Raw genomic sequence first — 17,101 nt, 5'->3', positions numbered from 1 at the left:
TCAGAATGGGCGGCATGACCGACCACGCGGCAGAGGCCGGGCGCGGCGCGCCCGGGGCCGACCCGTTCACCCCCGACCCCTTCGCGCTTCCCGACCCGGGCGAGGCGCGGGCGCACCGCGCCGCCGCCGCGCTGTTCCGCATCGCGGAGCGGCACGGCGGGACCCCGCGGCAGCGGGCGCGGCAGGTCAACCCGCACCTGCCGGCCCCGCACGAGGCGGTGCGGCTGGTGGCGTTCCTGCTCAGCGGCGCCGCCGCGCGCGAGGACGACGAGCCCGAGGTCGACCGCGCGGACATCACGGCGGCGCTGACCCTGCTGCCGCGCGTGCGGGCCGAGCTGGACGAGCTGGAGGCCGGGCTGCTCACCATGGCCAGGGGGCGCGGGCTGACGTGGCAGGAGATCGCGTTCGGCCTCGGCCTCGGCACCCCGCAGGCGGCCAGGCAGCGCCACGACCGCCTGAACGGCCGCCTCCCCGCCGCCCCGGACGCGACGGCCCCCGACGCGACGGCCTCCGACGCGCGGCACGGCACTCCGCGCGACGCCGGCCCGCGCGGTGACCGCGCGTCGGAATGACGGGCGGCGGTGCCGCGCGAGGCGTTCCGCCCGCGCGATGATTTCCGTCCGCGCGGCGGGTCCATTCCCGCGAGTACCCATCGCGTGGAAGGAGACGGAAGATGGCTTCGAGGGACAGCTTGACAGTGGGCATGTACTCCTTCGACTGCCGTGACGCGGCGCGGCTGGCGGCCTTCTGGTCGGGCGTGCTGATGCGGCCGGTCGACGAGGGGGCGACACCGGCGTACGCGACGATCGGCTTCGAGGGCGACGGGCCGACCTGGATGTTCCATCAGCCGACCGGTGGACTCGCCGCGGGGGACAACCGCCTGATGCTGGATCTGGCGGGCGGGGGCGGCTGGGCCGAGCAGGCCGATCGGGTCGAGGCGCTGGGCGCGGAGCGCGTCAGCGACAACGAGCAGGACGGCGTCCGCTGGGTCGTGTTCCGGGACCCGGAGGGCAACACCTTCCGGATCTTCGCGCCGCGCCCGCGGTGACGGCAGCGGGCCCGGCCCGCGCGGCCGGCCGGCGCCGGCGCCACGGGCACCCGTGGCGCCGGCACCGCGGCCGGCCGGCACCGCGGGCGACCGGCACGCCAGGCGACCGCCGCGCGCTATGCCGCGACCCGCACCACGTACTTGCCCCGCACGCCGCCCGCCTCCAGCGCCCGGTGCGCCGCCGCGACCTCCTCCAGCGGGAAGACGGTGTCCACCGCCGGGCGGAGCTTTCCCTCGGCCACGTGCCGGGCGAGATCGTCCAGGTGCTCCCGCTTGGGTTCGCCGCTGAAGAAGCGCACCCGGCCGCGCCCGTGGACCGCGCTGGCCGCGAGGTAGCCGAGCGACGCCGCGGGCCGTTCCAGGTCGAACGCGATGGTGACCATGCGCCCGCCGGGGTTCAGCAGCCGCCGGAAGGCCCGCAGCTCGGTCCCCACGGTGTCCAGGACCACGTCGAAACGGCCGAGATCCGCCGGCCGGACGCCCCGGTGGTCGACGGCCTCGTGCGCCCCGAGCCCCCGGACGAACGCGAGGTTGGCGGCGCGCGCGAGTGCCGTGACCTCGGCGCCGTACGCGCGTCCGAGCTGGACGGCCGCGTTGCCGACGCCCCCGGCCGCGCCCCGCACGAGGAGCCGTTCGCCGGGGCGCAGTCCCGCCTTGTCCCGCAGCGCGGTGACGGCCGTGGTGGCCACCGGCAGCGCGGCGGCTTCGACCAGGCCGAGGCCGTCGGGGACCCGGCCGACCCGTTCCGCGGGCACGGCCACGTACTCGGCGGCGCTGCCGAACCCCGCGCGGCGCCCCAGGACGCCCCATACCCGGTCGCCGGCCGCGAACCGCGTGACCCCGCTGCCCGCTGCGGCGACCTCGCCGGTGTAGTCAAGGCCGACGCGCTGGGGGAACCGCCGGCCGGTCACGAGGCGGAGGCGGCCGGCGCGGGCCGCCAGCTCGCCGCCGTTGACGCTGAACGCGTGCACCTTCACCAGCACCTCGCCCGCGGCCGGCTCGGGGCGCGGCACCCGGCCCAGGTACAGCACGTCGGGGCCGCCGTAGCGGTCGTGGAGCACTGCCTGCATCATGCGGTCGTCCACCGTTCTGCCTCTGTCGCCCGTGGCCGTGGCCGTGGAAGGAACAGGTACCGACGGTAGGCTCCAAACGGACGCGATCGTCCGTTTCGACGGGAAGCGAGAGACAGTGACGGTGGAATCCTCTCGGATCGCGCCCCGGGACGCGGGGCGGGCGGATGCCAGGCGCAACCGGGAACGCCTGCTCGCCGCCGCCCGCGCGGTCTTCGCCGAGCACGGGATCGACGCCCCGATGGCCACCGTCGCCCGCCGGGCCGGCGTCGGCGTGGCGACGCTGTACCGGCACTTCCCGAGCCGGGACGCGCTGGTGCGGGGCGCGTTCTCGCGCCAGATGGAGACCTGCGCGCGGGCGCTCACCGAGGCCCTGGCCGTCCCCGACCCGTGGCAGGGCTTCCAGCAGCTGGTCGAGACCGTATGCGAACTCCAGCGGGAGGAACGGGGGTTCCCGGCCGCGTTCCTCGCCGCCTTCCCCGAGACCACATCGGAGCACGCGCGGTCCAGGGAGCGCGCGGAGCGGGACATCATGACCCTGGTCCGCAGGGCCAAGGCCGCCGGCGCGCTGCGGGCCGACTTCCACCCCTCCGACCTCGCCGTGCTCCTGCTGGCGCACTGCGGACTCGTGACCGCCCTGCCGGACGACGGCGCCGCCTCCCGGCGCCTGGTGGCCTACCTGCTCCAGTCGTTCCGCGCCGACGCGGCGGGCGAACGGCTGCCCCCGCCGGCCGCTCTGCCGCTGAGCGATCTGCCGCTCGCGGCCGACGGCCCCAGGGGGCGGCGGGCTACACCACCCCGGTGAGCGCGGCGAGTTCCGCGGCGGGCAGCGAGCCGGCCGGGCGGCCGGTGCGCGCGAACTCGGCGGCGAGGCGCCGCAGCGTCTCGTTCACCGGCGTCGGCACGCCGAACCGCCGCCCGAGCAGCACGATCTCGCCGTTCAGGTAGTCGGCCTCGATCGAGCCGGCGCCGCGCCGCAGGCTCTGCCAGGACGAGCCGCCGACGCGCTCGGCACCGGCCACGGGGCGCACCCGCATGCGGTCGCCGCGCAGCTGCTCCTGCTCGTCCTCGCCGGCGAACGCGATGCCCGCCGCGTTCAGCGCGGCGACGCCCTCGGCGCGGGCCGCCGCGACCACGTCCGTCAGCGGCTGCCCCTCGATCGGGCCGGAGACGGCCTCGGCGGCGTTCGCCAGGTTCAGCAGCAGCTTGGCGTACTTCCAGCGCATCACGTCGGGCACGACGGGCGACAGGAAACGGGACGCCTCCAGGTCGGCCGAGATCCGCCGGGCGGTGTCGTCGACGCCGCCCGGGTGGGCGCCGAGGTGCAGCATGCCGGTCAGCGGCGCGCAGGGCGCGGTGATCCGGCCGGGACTCAGGTACTGGGACGGCAGCCACACGCACATGCCGTAGACGCGGGGGAAGCGGCGGAGCGCGAGATCCTCGTTGGCCACGCCGTTCTGCGCGCACACCACCGGCACGTCCCCCGCGACCGGCGCCCAGGCGTCGAGCGCGGCCACGGTGTCCTGGGTCTTGACCGCGAGCACCAGCACGTCGTCGGCGCGCGGCCGGTACCCGTCCGGCCCTTCGAGCACCGGCGGGCGCAGCGTCAGCGACGCGTCCGGGGTGTCGAGGCGCAACCCGTGCTCCCGCAGCGCGGCGCCGTGCGCCCCCCGCGCGACCAGGGCCACCTCGCGCCCGCTCTCGGCCAGCCGGCCGCCGATGGCGCCGCCGACGGCGCCCGCTCCGACGATCACATAACGCATGGGGTCATTGTCGCCGCGGGGGCGCGCGATACACCCGGGGGGCGCGGAAAACGCCCCCCGGGCGCGGGGTTCACCAGTAGACGACGACGCGGTCGCCCTCGTTCACTGCGTCGAACAGCTCCGCGATGGCGGCCTCGTCGCGGACGTTCACGCAGCCGTGCGAGGCGCCGTTGTAGCCGTTGGCCGCGAAGTCCTCCGAGTAGTGCACGGCCTGCCCGCCGTCGAAGAACATCGCGTACGGCATCGGCGAGTCGTACAGCGTCGAGTGGTGGTTGCGGGACTTCCAGTACACGTCGAACACGCCCTCGCGGGTGGGCGTCTCCTCGGCGCCGAACCGCACGTCCACCGTCATCCGCACCTCGCCGTCGACGACCCAGGCCATCGTGTTCGACGTCTTGGAGATGCACAGGACGCGGCCTTCGAGGCAGCGCTCGTCGAGGCCCTGCGCGGGCTCGACCTCCGGGACTTCGAGCGGCGGATGGGTCTCGTCCCGGGTGGGCGTGGTCGTCTCCGCCCGCAGCGCGTCCCAGGTCGGCTCGAACACCGTGCCCGTCGCCTCGATGCCCGCGGCCTCCTGGTAGGCCCGCACGGCCGCCGCGGTCACATCGCCGTAGTACCCGGTGGGATTGTCGGCGAAGTGACCCAACTGCTTCAACCTGGCCTGGAGTTCACGCACCTGGTCGGAGTTGTCCCCGTAGCCCATCACCTGCTGCGGCGGGTACAGCTGCTCCTCGGTCGGCGCGGCCGTCGCGCCCGTGAGCGCCGCCCACGTGCTCTCGAACACCGTGCCCGACACCTCGAAGCCGGCCGCGCGCTGGTACTCGGAGACCGCGCCGACCGTGACGTCGCCGTAGTACCCGGTGGGCCGGGCCGCGAAGTGCCCGAGCTGTTCGAGCCGCGCCTGCAACTCCCGCACCAGGTCCGACTCGTCACCGAAGTCCAGCACGACCTGCTCGGCCGGCTCCTCGCTCTCCTCGGCCCCGTCGTCGCCCTCGCCGTCGTCCGGCGGCGCGGTCGTCTCCTCCCGCTCGGCCGCTTCGGTGGGAGCGCCGGACGCCTGGCCCTCCTCCGCCGAGCAGCCGGTCAGCAGCAGCGCGGTGGCGGCGGCGGCCGACACGGCGAGCCTGCGAACGTACGCGGAGCGCATGGATGTTCCCCCCTGGCACGACCAGATCTCTCAGACCTCATGGGTAAAGATGCGCGAACCCGGCGGATTGTTGCGCCGACAGCCATAACGATGGAGCCACGATCCGCGTTACCGGTCGCCCGCCGCCGCCGGACCCGTTCATCGGTTCACGGCGGCAACGCCCTGATCAGCGCAGCAACGCCCTGACCGCGGCCACCCGGTCGGCGTCGGCCGGGGCCTTGTCCGTCCGGTAGCGCAGCACGCGCGCGAACCGGAGCGTGACACCGGCGGGGTAGCGCGTGGAACGCTGCACGCCGTCGAACGCGACCTCCACCACCAGCTCCGGGCGCACCCGCACACCCCACGCGGCGCGTTCGACGGCCAACGCGCCCAGGCGTTCCGTCTGCCAGGCGAGCAGCGCGTCCGTCAGCCCCTTGAACGTCTTCCCCAGCATGACGAACGAGCCGTCGTCGCCGCGGGCCCCCAGGTGCAGGTTCGACAGCAGGCCGGTGCGCCGCCCGTGCCCCCACTCGGCGCCGATCACGACCAGGTCGAGCGTGTGCACCGGCTTCACCTTCAGCCAGGACCCGCCGCGCCGCCCCGCTGCGTAGGGGGCGCCGAGCGCCTTCAGCAGCACCCCCTCGTGCCCGCGCGCGAGGACCGCGCCCGCGAACTCCCGCACGGCGGCCCGCACCTCGGGGCGGTCCGGGTCCTCCGCCACGAGGCGGCGCACCCGGCGCGGCTCGGGGGCCAGCCGGGCCAGCTCCGCGTGCCGCTCCTCGGTGGGCAGGTCGAGCAGGTCCCTGCCGTCGAGCGCGAGCAGGTCGAAGAAGACGGGCGACACCGGCAGGGTGCCGCGCAGCGCGCCGACCCGCCCCGCCAGCTCCTGGAACGGGCGCGGCCTGCCCGTCTCGTCCAGCGCGATCACCTCGCCGTCGAGCACGGCCCGCTCGGCGGCCAGTTCGAGCGCGGCGGCGCGGACCTCGGGCAGCCGTTCCGTGATCTCGTCCAGCGTCCTGGTCCAGATCCGCACCTCGGCGCCCTCGCGGTGCACCTGCACCCGGACGCCGTCCAGCTTCTCCTCGACCGCGCACGGGCCGAGCCGGTCGAGCGCGGCGTCCACGTCCGGCGCGCTGCCCGCCAGCATCGGCTGCACCGGGCGGCCCACGCGCAGCCGGAACTCCGCGAGCGCCGCGGGACCGCCGGCCAGCACCGCGCCGGCGACCGCGCCGAGCGAGCCGCCCAGCATGACGGCCCGGCGCACCTCGTCGGGCGCCGCGCCCGCCGCCTCGGCCAGGGCCTCGGCCGCGACGGCGTCCAGCGCGCCCTGCCGCAGTTCCCCCGAGACGAGACGGATGAGGAAGTCCTGCTCGGGCGCGGTGGCCGCCGCGAGCAGTTCGCCGAGCAGCCGTCCGCGTTCCGCCGTGGCGCCAGGGCCCGAGACGGCCGCGATCCGCGTGAACGCCGCGTCGGTCTCCCGCACGGTCAGCCGCGCCCGCGCGGCCGGCGCGGGCCGCCGGGCCAGGGCCCGCGGGCCGACCCCGAGGCGCCGCTGCGGCAGCCGGCCCGCCAGGTAGGTGATGACGACGGGCGCGTCGGCCGGTTCCGTGGCGCGCAGCAGCCGCGCCAGCGCGGCGATCTTCGTGGTCCTCGCCGTGTCCGCGGCCACTTCCCGCCAGACCCGGGCCGGCTCGGAGAGCAGCATGCCTCCATCGTCGCCCGCGCCCCGCGTTCGCGCAGTCCGGCGCCCGCGCCGCGCCGGGCTCAGCGCAGCAGGTTCAGGCTGGCCACGACCGTGAACGCGAGCACAAGGCGCTCGAACTTCTTCTGGTCGAGCCGCTTCACCCCGGCCCGCCCGATGAACGCGCCCAGCAGCAGCGCGGGCAGCAGCGCGGCGTTCAGCGCCAGCGAATCGGCCGTGATCAGCCCGAGCCCCGCGCTGAACGGCACCTTGAACAGGTTCACGATCAGGAAGAACCAGGCGGCCGTGCCGAGGAACGTCAGCATCGCGTACCCGGCCGCCAGCAGGTAGAGGGACATGACGGCCCCGCCCGCGTTCGCCACCATCGTCGTGAACCCGGCGAGCAGCCCGTAGCAGAACGCGACCCACCGCCCCGCGGGCCGCGGCGGCGCGCCCGCGGGCCCTGCCTCGGCGGCGGCGCGCCGCCGCCTGCGCCGCTGCCACAGGTGGACGGCGACGACGGCGAGCAGCAGGCCGCCGATCGTGCGGCGCATGGCGGTGTCGTCGACTCCGGCCACGAACACCGCGCCGACCAGCACGCCGGCCGCCACCGAGGGGAAGAGGCGCAGCAGGGCCGGCCAGTCGACGTGCCGCCGGTAGGCGTGCACCGCGAACAGGTCGCCCACGATCAGCAGCGGCAGCAGCGCGCCGCTCGACTCGCGGGCCGGGAGCACCGCGGCGAACAGGGCCACGCTGATGGCGCCGACCCCGCCGATGGCCGTCTTCGCGATCCCCACGAGCAGCGCGCCGAGCGCGAGGACCGCCAGGTCCGCGGCCCCGAGCCCGCTCACGGCTCCCCGAGGTGTCGGCGCTCGCTCATCGGTGTCAACGATCCCCGGGTGCGCGTAGGTATCTGTACGAAACTGTTCGATTGCCCATCATGCCCGACCCGCTCCCCGCCGGGCCAGGCCGCCCCCGGCCGTCGCCCCGCACGGACCGGGCCACCCGTTCCGAACCGGGCCACGCCGGGCCGACCCCCCCGCCGAACCTAGGACCCGCGAACCCCCGGAGCTCGGGAACTCCCCCGCCCGGCGGGACGTGACACACGGTGTGACCACCGATCGACTGCGCCGCCTGGCGCGCGCCGCGCGGCCCCGCATGCCGCGCACGGTGCCCGGCAAGCGCCGGGCCGTACAGGCCGTCATGGCGCTGCTCGTCCTCGCGCTGCTGCCCTCCGCGTGGCTGCACGTGACGACGGACGGCCGGGTGCGCGACCTCGCCGACGCGCCCGCCGCGCCGGTGACCGTCGTCTTCGGCGCGGGCCTGCGGCCCGACGGCGAGCCGACCCAGTGGCTGGCGAACCGGCTCGACACGGCGGCCGAGCTGTTCCACAGCGGGCGGACCCGCGCGATCCTGGTGACCGGGGACAACAGCACCGAGGACTACAACGAGCCGGACTCGATGCGCCAGTACCTCATCGACCGCGACGTGCCGGGCGACCGCATCGTCGCCGACTACGCGGGGTTCAACACCTGGAACTCATGTGCACGGGCCCGTTCGGTCTTCGGGGTGACCGAGGCGCTCCTGGTGTCCCAGGAGTTCCACATCAGGCGCGCGCTCGCGCTCTGCGAGGCCGCGGGCATCGACGCGTGGGGCGTCGGAGTGCCGGAGCGCATGAGCGGTGTGTGGCTGTTCAGCGGGGTGCGGGAGATGGCGGGCGCGGTCACGGCCGCCTATCAGGCCGCGTTCGATCCGGCGCCTGAATTCGCGGGCCCCCGGGAAGGCGCCCTGGATGAGATCCTGGCAGAGCACTGACTGAGGACTCCCGGTGGTCGGCGCGCGCGCCGGCACCCGACGGTATGCCGTAGTTCACCTGACAGTCACTTCCCGGCGGCGGGACATTGCCGGAAGTCGGCTAGAAGTTCACGAACAACGGTTCCCGGAGCCAGGTCCGGTGCCACCGTTGGCAGCCAAGGACAGTCGTTGACAGTCTTGGACAGCCGTTGACAACGGGATGCCCACACCCAGCCAGACCCTGCGATCGGAACCCATGCCCGCCAAGAGCGCACCCTCCGCGACCCCGCAAACTGGGGCGGTCACGGACAAAGACGACCTGAACCCCGTGCCCGCTCCCAGGTCGGAACCGAAGCTGGAACACCGGTTCGACATCGATCTCATGCGGCTGATCTGCTCCTGCGCCGTGATCCTCGGACACGTCGCCGGCGCGTTCATCCTCGCCGTCGACCGGGAGGAGTCGAACGGCCCCGCCGCCTACTGGGTGGGGCACATAGCGGACGGCGCGAACGCGTTCGCGGTACCCATGTTCTTCGCCATGGCCGGCTGGGCCGTGCTGATGGGCGCCCCGCCGCGCGATAGCGCCCGCATGTGGACCCGCATCATCCGCAACGGCACGCCGCTGTTCGTCTGGACGGCCCTCTACCTGGCGTGGGCCTACCTGCGCGACCGCAACACCGACCCGATGTCCGACATGGCGGTCGAGGCCGTGTTCGGCTCCGTGCGGCCCGCGTACCACCTGTGGTTCCTCTACTCGTACATCCCGATCATCATGGCCCTCGGCTTCGTCGTGCTGATCCGCGCCGGGCGGCGCCCGTGGGGCCTGGGCATCGCGCTGCTCGTCATCGCCGGGCTGCCGCACCTGCTCGCCACCGTGGGCGAGTTCACCGGCTGGTCGCCGCCGCCGGTCGGCTGGAGCTTCGGCACCTACTCGGTGGTGTACGCGATCGGCGGCGCCCTGCTGTTCGCCCACCCGAAGCGCCTGTCGCGCCGCGCCCTGTGGCTGGTGGCCGCAGTGATGGTCGCGGCCATGGCCGGCTGCGTCTGGTGGGATACGCAGGTCCACTACGTGATCCCGAACGCGCACCCGTTCGTCGCCGTCCTCACCCTGTGCCTCCTGGCGCTGGTCAGCCGCATGCACATCAAGGAGTCCTGGCGCCCCCGGCTGACCAAGCTGTCCGCCGCCGCGATGGGCGCCTACATGGTGCACGTGTTCTTCGTCGAGGAGCTGGTGAAGCGCTGGGTGTCCGCCGACTCGGGCGCCGTCGAGGCGAGCGCGATGCTCGTCGCGATGGTCGCGATGACGATCGCGCTCTCGTACGGCGCGAGCCTGCTGTGGGGCAAGCTCGGAGCGCGCCGCTGGCTCGGCTGAGCCGCCGCGCGGCGACGGGCCCGCCCCGGCCCGCCCGCACCCCGGAACGCCCCCGGCCGCCGCACTGCTGGACGCGGCGGCCGGGGGCGTTCCGGTGCGGTGGCCGGGCCCGCGCGGTCAGCGCTTGGCGTTGTTGCGCAGGGTCGCCTTGCGCACCTTGCGGGCGAACCGCATGGCGGTCCCGCCGCCCGGCAGCTGCCGCGTGATCTGCGAGGCGAACCCGCCGGGCAGGGCCAGCGCGGTCAGCCTGGCCCGCTTGAAGTAGCGCCACGTCGTCTCGTCGAGGTGGGCGTCGAGCCACGCCTCGGCCTCGCCGCGCAGGCCCGGGTTCGTCTTGGCCTGCATGCAGTAGCCGACGGTCCGCACCAGCGGCGCGACCCGCGCGGCGGCGTCGGCGCGCTCGGTGACGACCTCACCGGCCCGCTGGGCCTCCAGGTCGGGCACCAGGGCGTCGACGATGGTCAGCGGGATGCGGTTGCTGTTCTGGTACGGGGTGATGCGCTGCATGAGCAGGTCCGTGCCGACCCGGGCGATCGGCACCCCGTAGTACGCGGACGCGGTCATCAGGGCCGTGGAGAAGCAGCCGACCACGAGACCGGGCCGGTAGTGCTCGAACACGGTCTCGGCGAGCATCGGGGTGTCGAGCACGGTCAGCCGCACGCCGGCCTCGGCCGCGGCCTTCTCCAGCGCCCTGGAGTACTGGACCGGCGCGGTCGGATGGGGCTTGAACACCACGTCGCGGAACCCGGCCGCCGCCGCGCCGCGCAGCATCCGCTCGTGCAGCTGCTCCTCCTCGGCGGGCGTGAGGATGTCGATCGCGGCGAGGTACTGGCCGAGCAGGACCGCGACCCGCCCCGGCGCGGCGGCCTCGGGGCCGTCCGCCGTGCCGTCCGCGTCGTCCGCCGTGCCCGTCTTCTCACCGTCCGCGGCCTCGCCGTCGGCCGCCTCGCCGTCCGGCGCCCCGGGGACCACGTGCTCGGCGCCGATCTCGTCGAGCACCGCGCGGAACGCCTCGCCCGGCACCACCTCGGCCGGCACCCCGTGCTCGGCGAGCAGCAGCGGTGCGAGCCCGGGCACCAGGTCCAGGTGCAGCAGGCGCTGCACGCGGATCGCCGTCTCCGGCGAGATCCGGTCCCGGGTCGGGCCGTAGCTCATCAGCCCGTCCGCGTACACGTGGACGTCCGCGTCACCGAAGATCTTGGCGAGCGCGGACGCCGGCTTGGCGTGCACGGACTCCACGGCCAGCTCCACCGGGCCGTCCCCCAGGCCCCAGTACCGGCGCAGCAGCCGTTCCCAGATCGGCGCGTCCCGGTCGGCCGGGCCCCAGTCGCTCGGGTGGTGCGGACGGATGGTGTCGTTCCAGTTGATGACCCGGTCGAAACGGGTCGTGATCCGCGCCCAGCCGGTCATGTCCGTCAGCGCGGCGGCCGTTTCCGGAATGGTCGCGTTGTTCGACACAAGGAGCACGCGCCGCGTGCCCTCCTCCCGGCCGAACTGCCCCGCGTCCAGTGCCGCCGCGAGCGTGGCGGCTCCGTAGAGCGTCGAAACCTCGAAGATCTGCGTGCGCACACCCATGGCTCAGGCCGCCTTCCTTCCCCGGCCGAGCAAGCGGCGCAGCACCTTGCCGCGCTCGTCGCCCATCGCCACCAGTGTCTTCTCCAGCAGCTGCGGAGGAAAGCCGCGCAGGGCCGCCGCCGACTCCTGTTTCAGCCGGCGCGCCGCGTCGGCCTCGTAACTCGCCGCGTTGCCCGCGTGGAACGCGATCATCGCGCAGTAGGTGCGCACGATCTTGGGCAGGAAGCGCTCGGCCTCCGGGTCCTGCTGGACCTCGCGCAGGATCAGGTCGTGCGCCGGGATGAAGTCCAGCTGCCGGTCGTCCTTTATCTGCGTCAGCGAGGTGGTCACACCCCGCCGGTAGAAGACGCCGAGCAGCCCCACCGTCGCGAACGTCCGCGCGCGCAGCTGGAGTTGCCAGCAGAACACCCGGTCCTCCGCGGTGCGCAGGTGGGTCTGGAACCGCAGCCCGTCCTCGAACAGCTCGCGCCGGTACACCCCCGCCCACACGAAGGGGTAGTCGACCATCGTCTTCTTGTCCGCCGGGGTGATCGCGTCCCTGGGGCTCATGGGAACGCCGCGGCGCGGCGCGGGCGCGCGGTTGACCGTGCGGCGCCTGCCGTTGGACTGCACGTGGTCGGTGCGCACGTAATCGCAGTCGAGTTCGTCGATGGCGTTGGTCAATTCGTCGAGGTAGCCGGGCGCGTACCAGTCGTCCCCGTCGAGGAAGGTCAGGTATTTGCCGCGCGCGGCCTCGATCCCGGTGTTGCGCGCGTGCGAGATGCCCAGATTCGTGTCGTGCCTGATCACTCTGGCCCGCGGCAGCTCCCCTTCCGCACGGCCGAGGATCTCGCCGGTCGCGTCGGTGGACCGGTCGTCCACGAGGATGAACTCGGTCTCCGGCCCGGCGTTGGTGGCCAGGCTGCGCAGCGTATTGGGGACGAAATCCTGCACGTTGTGGCAGGCGACGATGACAGAGAGCTTGGGCACCGGTATTCCATGAGCTGTGAGCAGGACGAACGCGACGGTAAACACGCGAGCAGCGCGTCGTGGGTCGCTCAGATGACCACGCGGTGAACGCCGACTGTACGGTCGGCCAATTCCCCCCTTTTTCGGCGCGGATCGGTAACGGACATGCCCCCAGCATGCCATCCGGCCGGACCGGCCCGCGACGGACCGTGTCCGGCCGTGATGGCCCGCCGCCGGGTCAGTGCCCGCGGTCGATCCACTCCGCGAGGTGCGGGGCCTCGGCGCCGATCGTCGTGCTCTCGCCGTGCCCGGTGCGCACCACCGTGCCGGGCGGCAGCGCCAGCAGCCGGTCGCGGATCGAAGCGATGATCGTCGGGAAGTCGGAGAACGACCTGCCGGTGGCCCCCGGGCCGCCCTGGAACAGGGTGTCGCCGGTGAACACCGTGCCCAGCGCCGGCGCGTACAGGCACACCGCGCCCGGCGCGTGCCCCGGCGTGTGGAGCACGGTCAGCTCGGTGCCCGCGACGGTGAGCACCTGCCCGTCGGCCAGCTCGCCGTCCGGCTCGCGGTCCGGGTGCGTCAGCCGCCACAGCGGCAGGTCGTCCGGGTGCAGCAGCACCGGCGCACCGGTGCGTTCCGCGAGGGCGGGCGCCGCGCCGACGTGGTCGTTGTGCGCGTGCGTGCTGATCACGGCCCGCAGCGTCCGGCCGCCGAGCGCGGCGGCGATGGCGTCCGCGTCGTGCGCGGCGTCGATGACGACGGCCTCGCTGTCGTCGCCGACGATCCACACGTTGTTGTCGACGTCCCAGGTGCCGCCGTCGAGGGCGAACGTGCCCGAGGTCACGAGGTGTTCGACGCGCGCCCCGGCCATCACAGCACCACCACGGAACGCAGCACGTCGCCCGCGTGCATGCGGTCGAAGGCCGCCTCGACGTCGCCGAGCCCGACCGTTTCGGTGACGAACGCGTCCAGGTCAAGGCGCCCCTGCCGGAACAGGTCGACCAGCATGGGGAAGTCGCGCGAGGGCAGGCAGTCCCCGTACCAGGACGACTTCAGCGCCCCGCCGCGCCCGAAGACGTCGAGCAGCGGCAGCTCGATGCGCATCTCGGGGGTCGGCACGCCCACGAGGACCACCGTGCCCGCCAGGTCGCGCGCGTAGAACGCCTGCCGGTAGGTCTCCGGCCTGCCCACGGCCTCGATCACCACGTCGGCCCCGAACCCGCCGGTCAGCTCGCGGATCGCCTCGACCGGGTCCGTTCCCGAGGCGTCGACGGTGTGGGTGGCGCCCAGCCGCGTCGCGGTCTCCAGCTTCCTCGGGTCGATGTCGACGGCGATGATCCGGGCCGCGCCGGCCAGGCGCGCGCCCATCACCGCGGCCCCGCCGACTCCGCCGCAGCCGATGACCGCGACGCTGTCGCCGCGGCCGACGCCCCCGGTGTTGATGCTCGCGCCGATGCCCGCCATGACCCCGCAGCCGAGCAGCCCGGCCGCGGCCGGGGAGACCTCCGGGTCGACCTTCGTGCACTGCCCTGCGGCGACGAGGGTCTTCTCGGCGAACGCCCCGATGCCGAGCGCGGGCGTCAGCTCCGTTCCGTCGGTCAGCGTCATGCGCTGCCCGGCGTTGTGCGTGCTGAAGCAGTACTGCGGGCGGCCCCGCAGGCAGGCCCGGCAACGCCCGCACACCGCACGCCAGTTGAGGACCACGAAGTCGCCGGGCTCGACCTCGGTGACGCCCTCGCCCACGGACTCGACGGTGCCCGCGGCCTCGTGCCCGAGCAGGAACGGGAACTCGTCGGTGATGCCGCCCTGCTTGTAGTGCAGGTCGGTGTGGCACACCCCGCACGTCAGGACGCGCACCACCGCCTCGCCCGGTCCGGGGTCGGGGATCACGATGGTCTCCACCCGGACCGGCTCGTTCTTGCCCGGCGCGATGACGCCGCGTACTTCGTCCGCCATGGAAGGTGCCTCTCCGATCAGCCGGATTGCTTCGTTTCGCGTTGCTTCGTTCGCGTTGTTTCGTCGGTGTTGCTCGGTCGTCGCTGTGCGGCAGCGATTTGTCGATCATGCCGTGTTCGTGCCGGTGCCATTCTCGGGGAGAGCGCGCGGGGCGTCCACGCGGGGGGCGCGCCCGGCCGGGGCGCGGACGGGAGCGCGCGCCGCGCGGGAGAACGCGCGCTCGACCGCGCGTGCGAACGCCGCCGCCGGGGCAGGGTCGCAGGGGAGTCCGGGAGTCCGGGAGTCCGGGAGTCCGGGAGTCCGGGAGTCCGGGAGGGCGTCTGGGGGAGGGCGAGTGCCGCAGCGGCTGCTGAACCGGCGGATGTTCCTGCTGCTCGTCGCGTCCCTCGGCGGGATGAGCGGCTTCAACGTGCTGCTCTCCGTCGTTCCGCTGTACGTGGCCGCGGGCGGCGAGGGCGGGGTCGGCGCGGGCCTGACCACCGGCGTGATGATGCTCGCCACGGTGCTGACCGAACTGGCCGTGCCGCGCCTGCTCGACCGGTTCGGCTGCCGGGCGCTGGTCGCGGCCGGTCTCGTGCTGCTCGGGGTGCCCGCAGCGCTGCTCGCGCTCTCGCCGTCCCTGCCCTGGACGCTCGCGGTGTGCCTGGCCCGCGGCGCCGGGCTCGGGATCGTCGTGGTGGCCGGCACGACGCTCGCCGCCCAACTCGCCCCGCCCGGGCGGCGGTCGGAGAGCCTGGGGCTCTACGGGGTGGCGATCGGGGTGCCGCCGGTGGTCGCGCTGCCGCTGGGCGTGTCGCTGAGCGACAGCCTCGGGTTCGCGCCGGTCTTCCTCGGCACGGCCGCGCTCACGCTCGCGGCGCTCGCCGCCGTGCCCGGGCTGCCGGGCCGGGCGGAGGCACCGGCCGTGGAGGCCGTGGAGGCCGTGCCGTCGGGCCCGGCCGCGCCCGGCCCGGCCGCCGGCGGCGGCGGCGTGCTCGGCGGGCTGAAGGTGCCCGCGCTCGCCCGCCCGACGCTGATCCTCGCCGCCGGCACCCTGGTGGCCGGGGTGGTGGTGACGTTCCTGCCGCTCGCCCTGATCGACGCGGACCGGAACCTGGTGGCCGCCGCCCTGCTGGTGCAGGCGGCGACCGCGCCTGTGGCCCGCTGGTGCGCGGGCTGGTACGGCGACCGGTTCGGCTCGGGCCGGCTGCTGGTCCCCGCGGTGTGCGCCGGGGCGGCCGGCACGGCGGCGCTCGCGTTCCCCGGCGCCCCGTGGGGGGTGCTCGTCGGCATGGCGCTGTTCGGGGCGGCGTACGGGGTGCTCCAGAACGTCACGCTCACGGTCATGTTCGAGCGCGTGCCGCGCGCCGCGTTCGGGCGCGTGAGCGCGCTGTGGAACCTCGCGTTCGACGCCGGCATGGGCGTCGGCGCGGTCGGGTTCGGCGTGCTGATCGGCTGGACGGGCTACTCCACCGGGTTCGCGCTCACCGCCGCGCTGCTGCTGGCCGCCGTCGTGCCCGCGTGGCTGGACACCAGGGCCGGGGACCGCGGCCCCCGGCCCGCCCGTCATTTGAGCAATCCGCGTTCCGCGGCGAGATAGCCCGCCTGGAACCGGCTCTCGGCACCGAGTTCGTCGAATATCTCGGCAACGTATTTCCGGCAGGTGCGCAGGGAAACACCGAGCCGCCGCGCCATCGTCTCGTCCCGCGCCCCCTCGCTCAGCAGGCGCAGCACACTGCGGTGCAGATCGCTGAGTACCGCGGGTTCGAGACGGTAGTTCTCCACGGGGGTGGCCCGTTCCCACGCGTGATTGAACGCCGTGCACAGAAAGGAGATGACGGAGGGGTCGCGGATCACCGCGGCACCGCCAGGAACGGTGTGGTGGGGGAGGAAAGCCACGGCCCGGTCGAAGACGATCATGCGGCCGAAGAGTTCCGTGCTCGTGCGCACCTCGGCGCCTGCGGCGGTGACCTGGTCGACATAGGCGCGCGTGGCCGTGTGGTGGCGCGACGCGTGCTGATAGAGGGTGCGCATCTTCACCCCGCGGTCCAGCATCTCGATATCCCGGACGACGGCCTGCTCCAACTGCTCGGGCGGGCGTCCGCCGCCGGGCTGCGAACTGATCATCTCGACCTTGCAGCCGGCGCTCGCCTCGTCGATCAAGGAAACGACATCGGTAAGCGCGCCGACGATCTCGATCGCCTTCCTGCTGCCGCCGCCGGAACCGAGAATCGAGTAGACATCCGACAACTGCTCGAAGTCCTGCCGCGCGCTGCTGAGGTCCACCATCAACTGCCGCAGCCTCGACTCCGTCGCGGCCAGCCTGGCCGCCGCGATCTGCGGGTTCAGCGCGCGCCACCGCCGTCCCGGGTCCGGGGCCGCCGCGTCCTCGGGCGGTCCCGAGGCGCCGGGCCCCGGCCGTTCCTCCATCAGGCGGGCGGCGACCAGGGTGCCGAGGGCCTCTCGCGCCTCGCCGCTGGCAAGACCGAGTACATCTGTTATTTCTTCCAACGAAACAAAGTTACGTGCGATGGCCCACTTATAGACGCGGGTGGAGGTCGCATTCAGCCGCTGAGCGGATAAGGCATCGCCCGCTAGATCCCATTTGTCCACTTTGCCTCCATGCAGCTTGCTGCTTGCAGCATGATGTCCCCGGGCCTTGCTTGACGCAAGATGCCCAGGCCAGGAACCTGAAATGGCCGAGAACATTCGGACTGGTCGTATTCAATTTCGGGGGAAGGACAGAAACCATGTCGCCCATGAGAGCAGCCGCGATAGCGGCACAAATG

The 17,101-nt window shown here is 73.9% G+C and carries 16 protein-coding genes; 6 read left to right on the top strand and 10 right to left on the bottom strand.

Translation table 11 applies throughout. From position 1 onward, the window contains the following. The first annotated feature begins 14 nt into the window (after positions 1 to 14). Positions 15 to 572, top strand: coding sequence for a DNA-binding protein (locus LC193_RS14025; RefSeq protein WP_226074438.1), 558 nt, complete (start codon positions 15 to 17; stop codon positions 570 to 572). A 101-nt stretch (positions 573 to 673) separates the two neighbouring features. After that, positions 674 to 1,048, top strand: a complete 375-nt coding sequence (locus LC193_RS14020; RefSeq protein WP_226074437.1) for a VOC family protein — start codon at positions 674 to 676, stop codon at positions 1,046 to 1,048. A gap of 116 nt (positions 1,049 to 1,164) precedes the next feature. Here the strand turns inward: LC193_RS14020 and LC193_RS14015 are convergent, their stop codons facing one another. Beyond that, positions 1,165 to 2,121 carry an NAD(P)-dependent alcohol dehydrogenase gene (locus tag LC193_RS14015; RefSeq protein WP_226074436.1) on the bottom strand — a complete coding sequence of 319 codons (957 nt, stop codon included), beginning with the start codon at positions 2,119 to 2,121 and terminating at the stop codon, positions 1,165 to 1,167. A 115-nt stretch (positions 2,122 to 2,236) separates the two neighbouring features. Here LC193_RS14015 and LC193_RS14010 point away from each other — a divergent pair, with 115 nt between their 5' ends. Then, entirely contained in the window at positions 2,237 to 2,923 is a 687-nt protein-coding gene (locus LC193_RS14010) for a TetR/AcrR family transcriptional regulator (protein WP_404819414.1), read from the top strand. Here the strand turns inward: LC193_RS14010 and LC193_RS14005 are convergent. The 4 genes from LC193_RS14005 to LC193_RS13990 all read right to left on the bottom strand — a co-directional run bounded on the left by LC193_RS14005 (position 2,907) and on the right by LC193_RS13990 (position 7,539). Beyond that, positions 2,907 to 3,881, bottom strand: a complete 975-nt coding sequence (locus tag LC193_RS14005) for a ketopantoate reductase family protein (protein WP_226074434.1) — start codon at positions 3,879 to 3,881, stop codon at positions 2,907 to 2,909. The two genes, LC193_RS14010 and LC193_RS14005, sit on opposite strands and share 17 nt — an antisense overlap. 70 nt (positions 3,882 to 3,951) lie before the next feature. Beyond that, a complete protein-coding gene (locus LC193_RS14000; protein WP_226074433.1) occupies positions 3,952 to 5,028 on the bottom strand; it encodes a L,D-transpeptidase family protein in 1,077 nt (358 codons plus the stop codon). 166 nt (positions 5,029 to 5,194) lie between these two features. Then, entirely contained in the window at positions 5,195 to 6,712 is a 1,518-nt protein-coding gene (locus LC193_RS13995; protein WP_226074431.1) for an ATP-dependent DNA ligase, read from the bottom strand. Between the two features lie 59 nt (positions 6,713 to 6,771). Beyond that, the gene (locus LC193_RS13990; RefSeq protein ID WP_226074430.1) at positions 6,772 to 7,539 is read right to left on the bottom strand and encodes a sulfite exporter TauE/SafE family protein; all 768 of its coding nucleotides are present in this window, start codon (positions 7,537 to 7,539) and stop codon (positions 6,772 to 6,774) included. A gap of 307 nt (positions 7,540 to 7,846) precedes the next feature. Here LC193_RS13990 and LC193_RS13985 point away from each other — a divergent pair, with 307 nt between their 5' ends. Both LC193_RS13985 and LC193_RS13980 read left to right on the top strand, forming a co-directional pair. Continuing rightward, a complete protein-coding gene (locus LC193_RS13985) occupies positions 7,847 to 8,503 on the top strand; it encodes a SanA/YdcF family protein (protein ID WP_226078594.1) in 657 nt (218 codons plus the stop codon). A gap of 307 nt (positions 8,504 to 8,810) precedes the next feature. Then, positions 8,811 to 9,854: an acyltransferase gene (locus LC193_RS13980; RefSeq protein ID WP_226074429.1), complete on the top strand. Its 1,044-nt coding sequence runs from the start codon at positions 8,811 to 8,813 to the stop codon at positions 9,852 to 9,854. Between the two features lie 117 nt (positions 9,855 to 9,971). Here the strand turns inward: LC193_RS13980 and LC193_RS13975 are convergent, their stop codons facing one another. The 4 genes from LC193_RS13975 to LC193_RS13960 all read right to left on the bottom strand — a co-directional run bounded on the left by LC193_RS13975 (position 9,972) and on the right by LC193_RS13960 (position 14,333). Beyond that, positions 9,972 to 11,429, bottom strand: a complete 1,458-nt coding sequence (locus tag LC193_RS13975) for an alpha-2,8-polysialyltransferase family protein (RefSeq protein WP_226074428.1) — start codon at positions 11,427 to 11,429, stop codon at positions 9,972 to 9,974. 3 nt (positions 11,430 to 11,432) lie between these two features. Then, a complete protein-coding gene (locus tag LC193_RS13970) occupies positions 11,433 to 12,398 on the bottom strand; it encodes a glycosyltransferase family 2 protein (protein ID WP_086159750.1) in 966 nt (321 codons plus the stop codon). Between the two features lie 217 nt (positions 12,399 to 12,615). After that, positions 12,616 to 13,248 carry an MBL fold metallo-hydrolase gene (locus tag LC193_RS13965; protein WP_226074427.1) on the bottom strand — a complete coding sequence of 211 codons (633 nt, stop codon included), beginning with the start codon at positions 13,246 to 13,248 and terminating at the stop codon, positions 12,616 to 12,618. Next, entirely contained in the window at positions 13,248 to 14,333 is a 1,086-nt protein-coding gene (locus LC193_RS13960) for an S-(hydroxymethyl)mycothiol dehydrogenase (protein WP_226074426.1), read from the bottom strand. The genes LC193_RS13965 and LC193_RS13960 overlap by 1 nt, the downstream gene beginning before the upstream one ends. 334 nt (positions 14,334 to 14,667) lie before the next feature. Between LC193_RS13960 and LC193_RS13955 the strand changes: the two genes are divergently transcribed. Beyond that, complete coding sequence (locus LC193_RS13955; protein ID WP_226074425.1) at positions 14,668 to 15,912, top strand: MFS transporter; 1,245 nt, start codon at positions 14,668 to 14,670, stop codon at positions 15,910 to 15,912. Here LC193_RS13955 and LC193_RS13950 read toward each other — a convergent pair. After that, positions 15,879 to 16,925 carry a helix-turn-helix transcriptional regulator gene (locus LC193_RS13950; RefSeq protein WP_226074423.1) on the bottom strand — a complete coding sequence of 349 codons (1,047 nt, stop codon included), beginning with the start codon at positions 16,923 to 16,925 and terminating at the stop codon, positions 15,879 to 15,881. The genes LC193_RS13955 and LC193_RS13950 overlap by 34 nt on opposite strands. Positions 16,926 to 17,101 lie beyond the last annotated feature (176 nt).

The sequence above is a fragment of the Streptomyces marincola genome, assembly GCF_020410765.1.
GTDB lineage: Bacteria > Actinomycetota > Actinomycetes > Streptomycetales > Streptomycetaceae > Streptomyces > Streptomyces marincola.
Note: the sequence above shows the minus strand (reverse complement) of the source record. Positions and strands in the feature narration are given on the sequence as shown.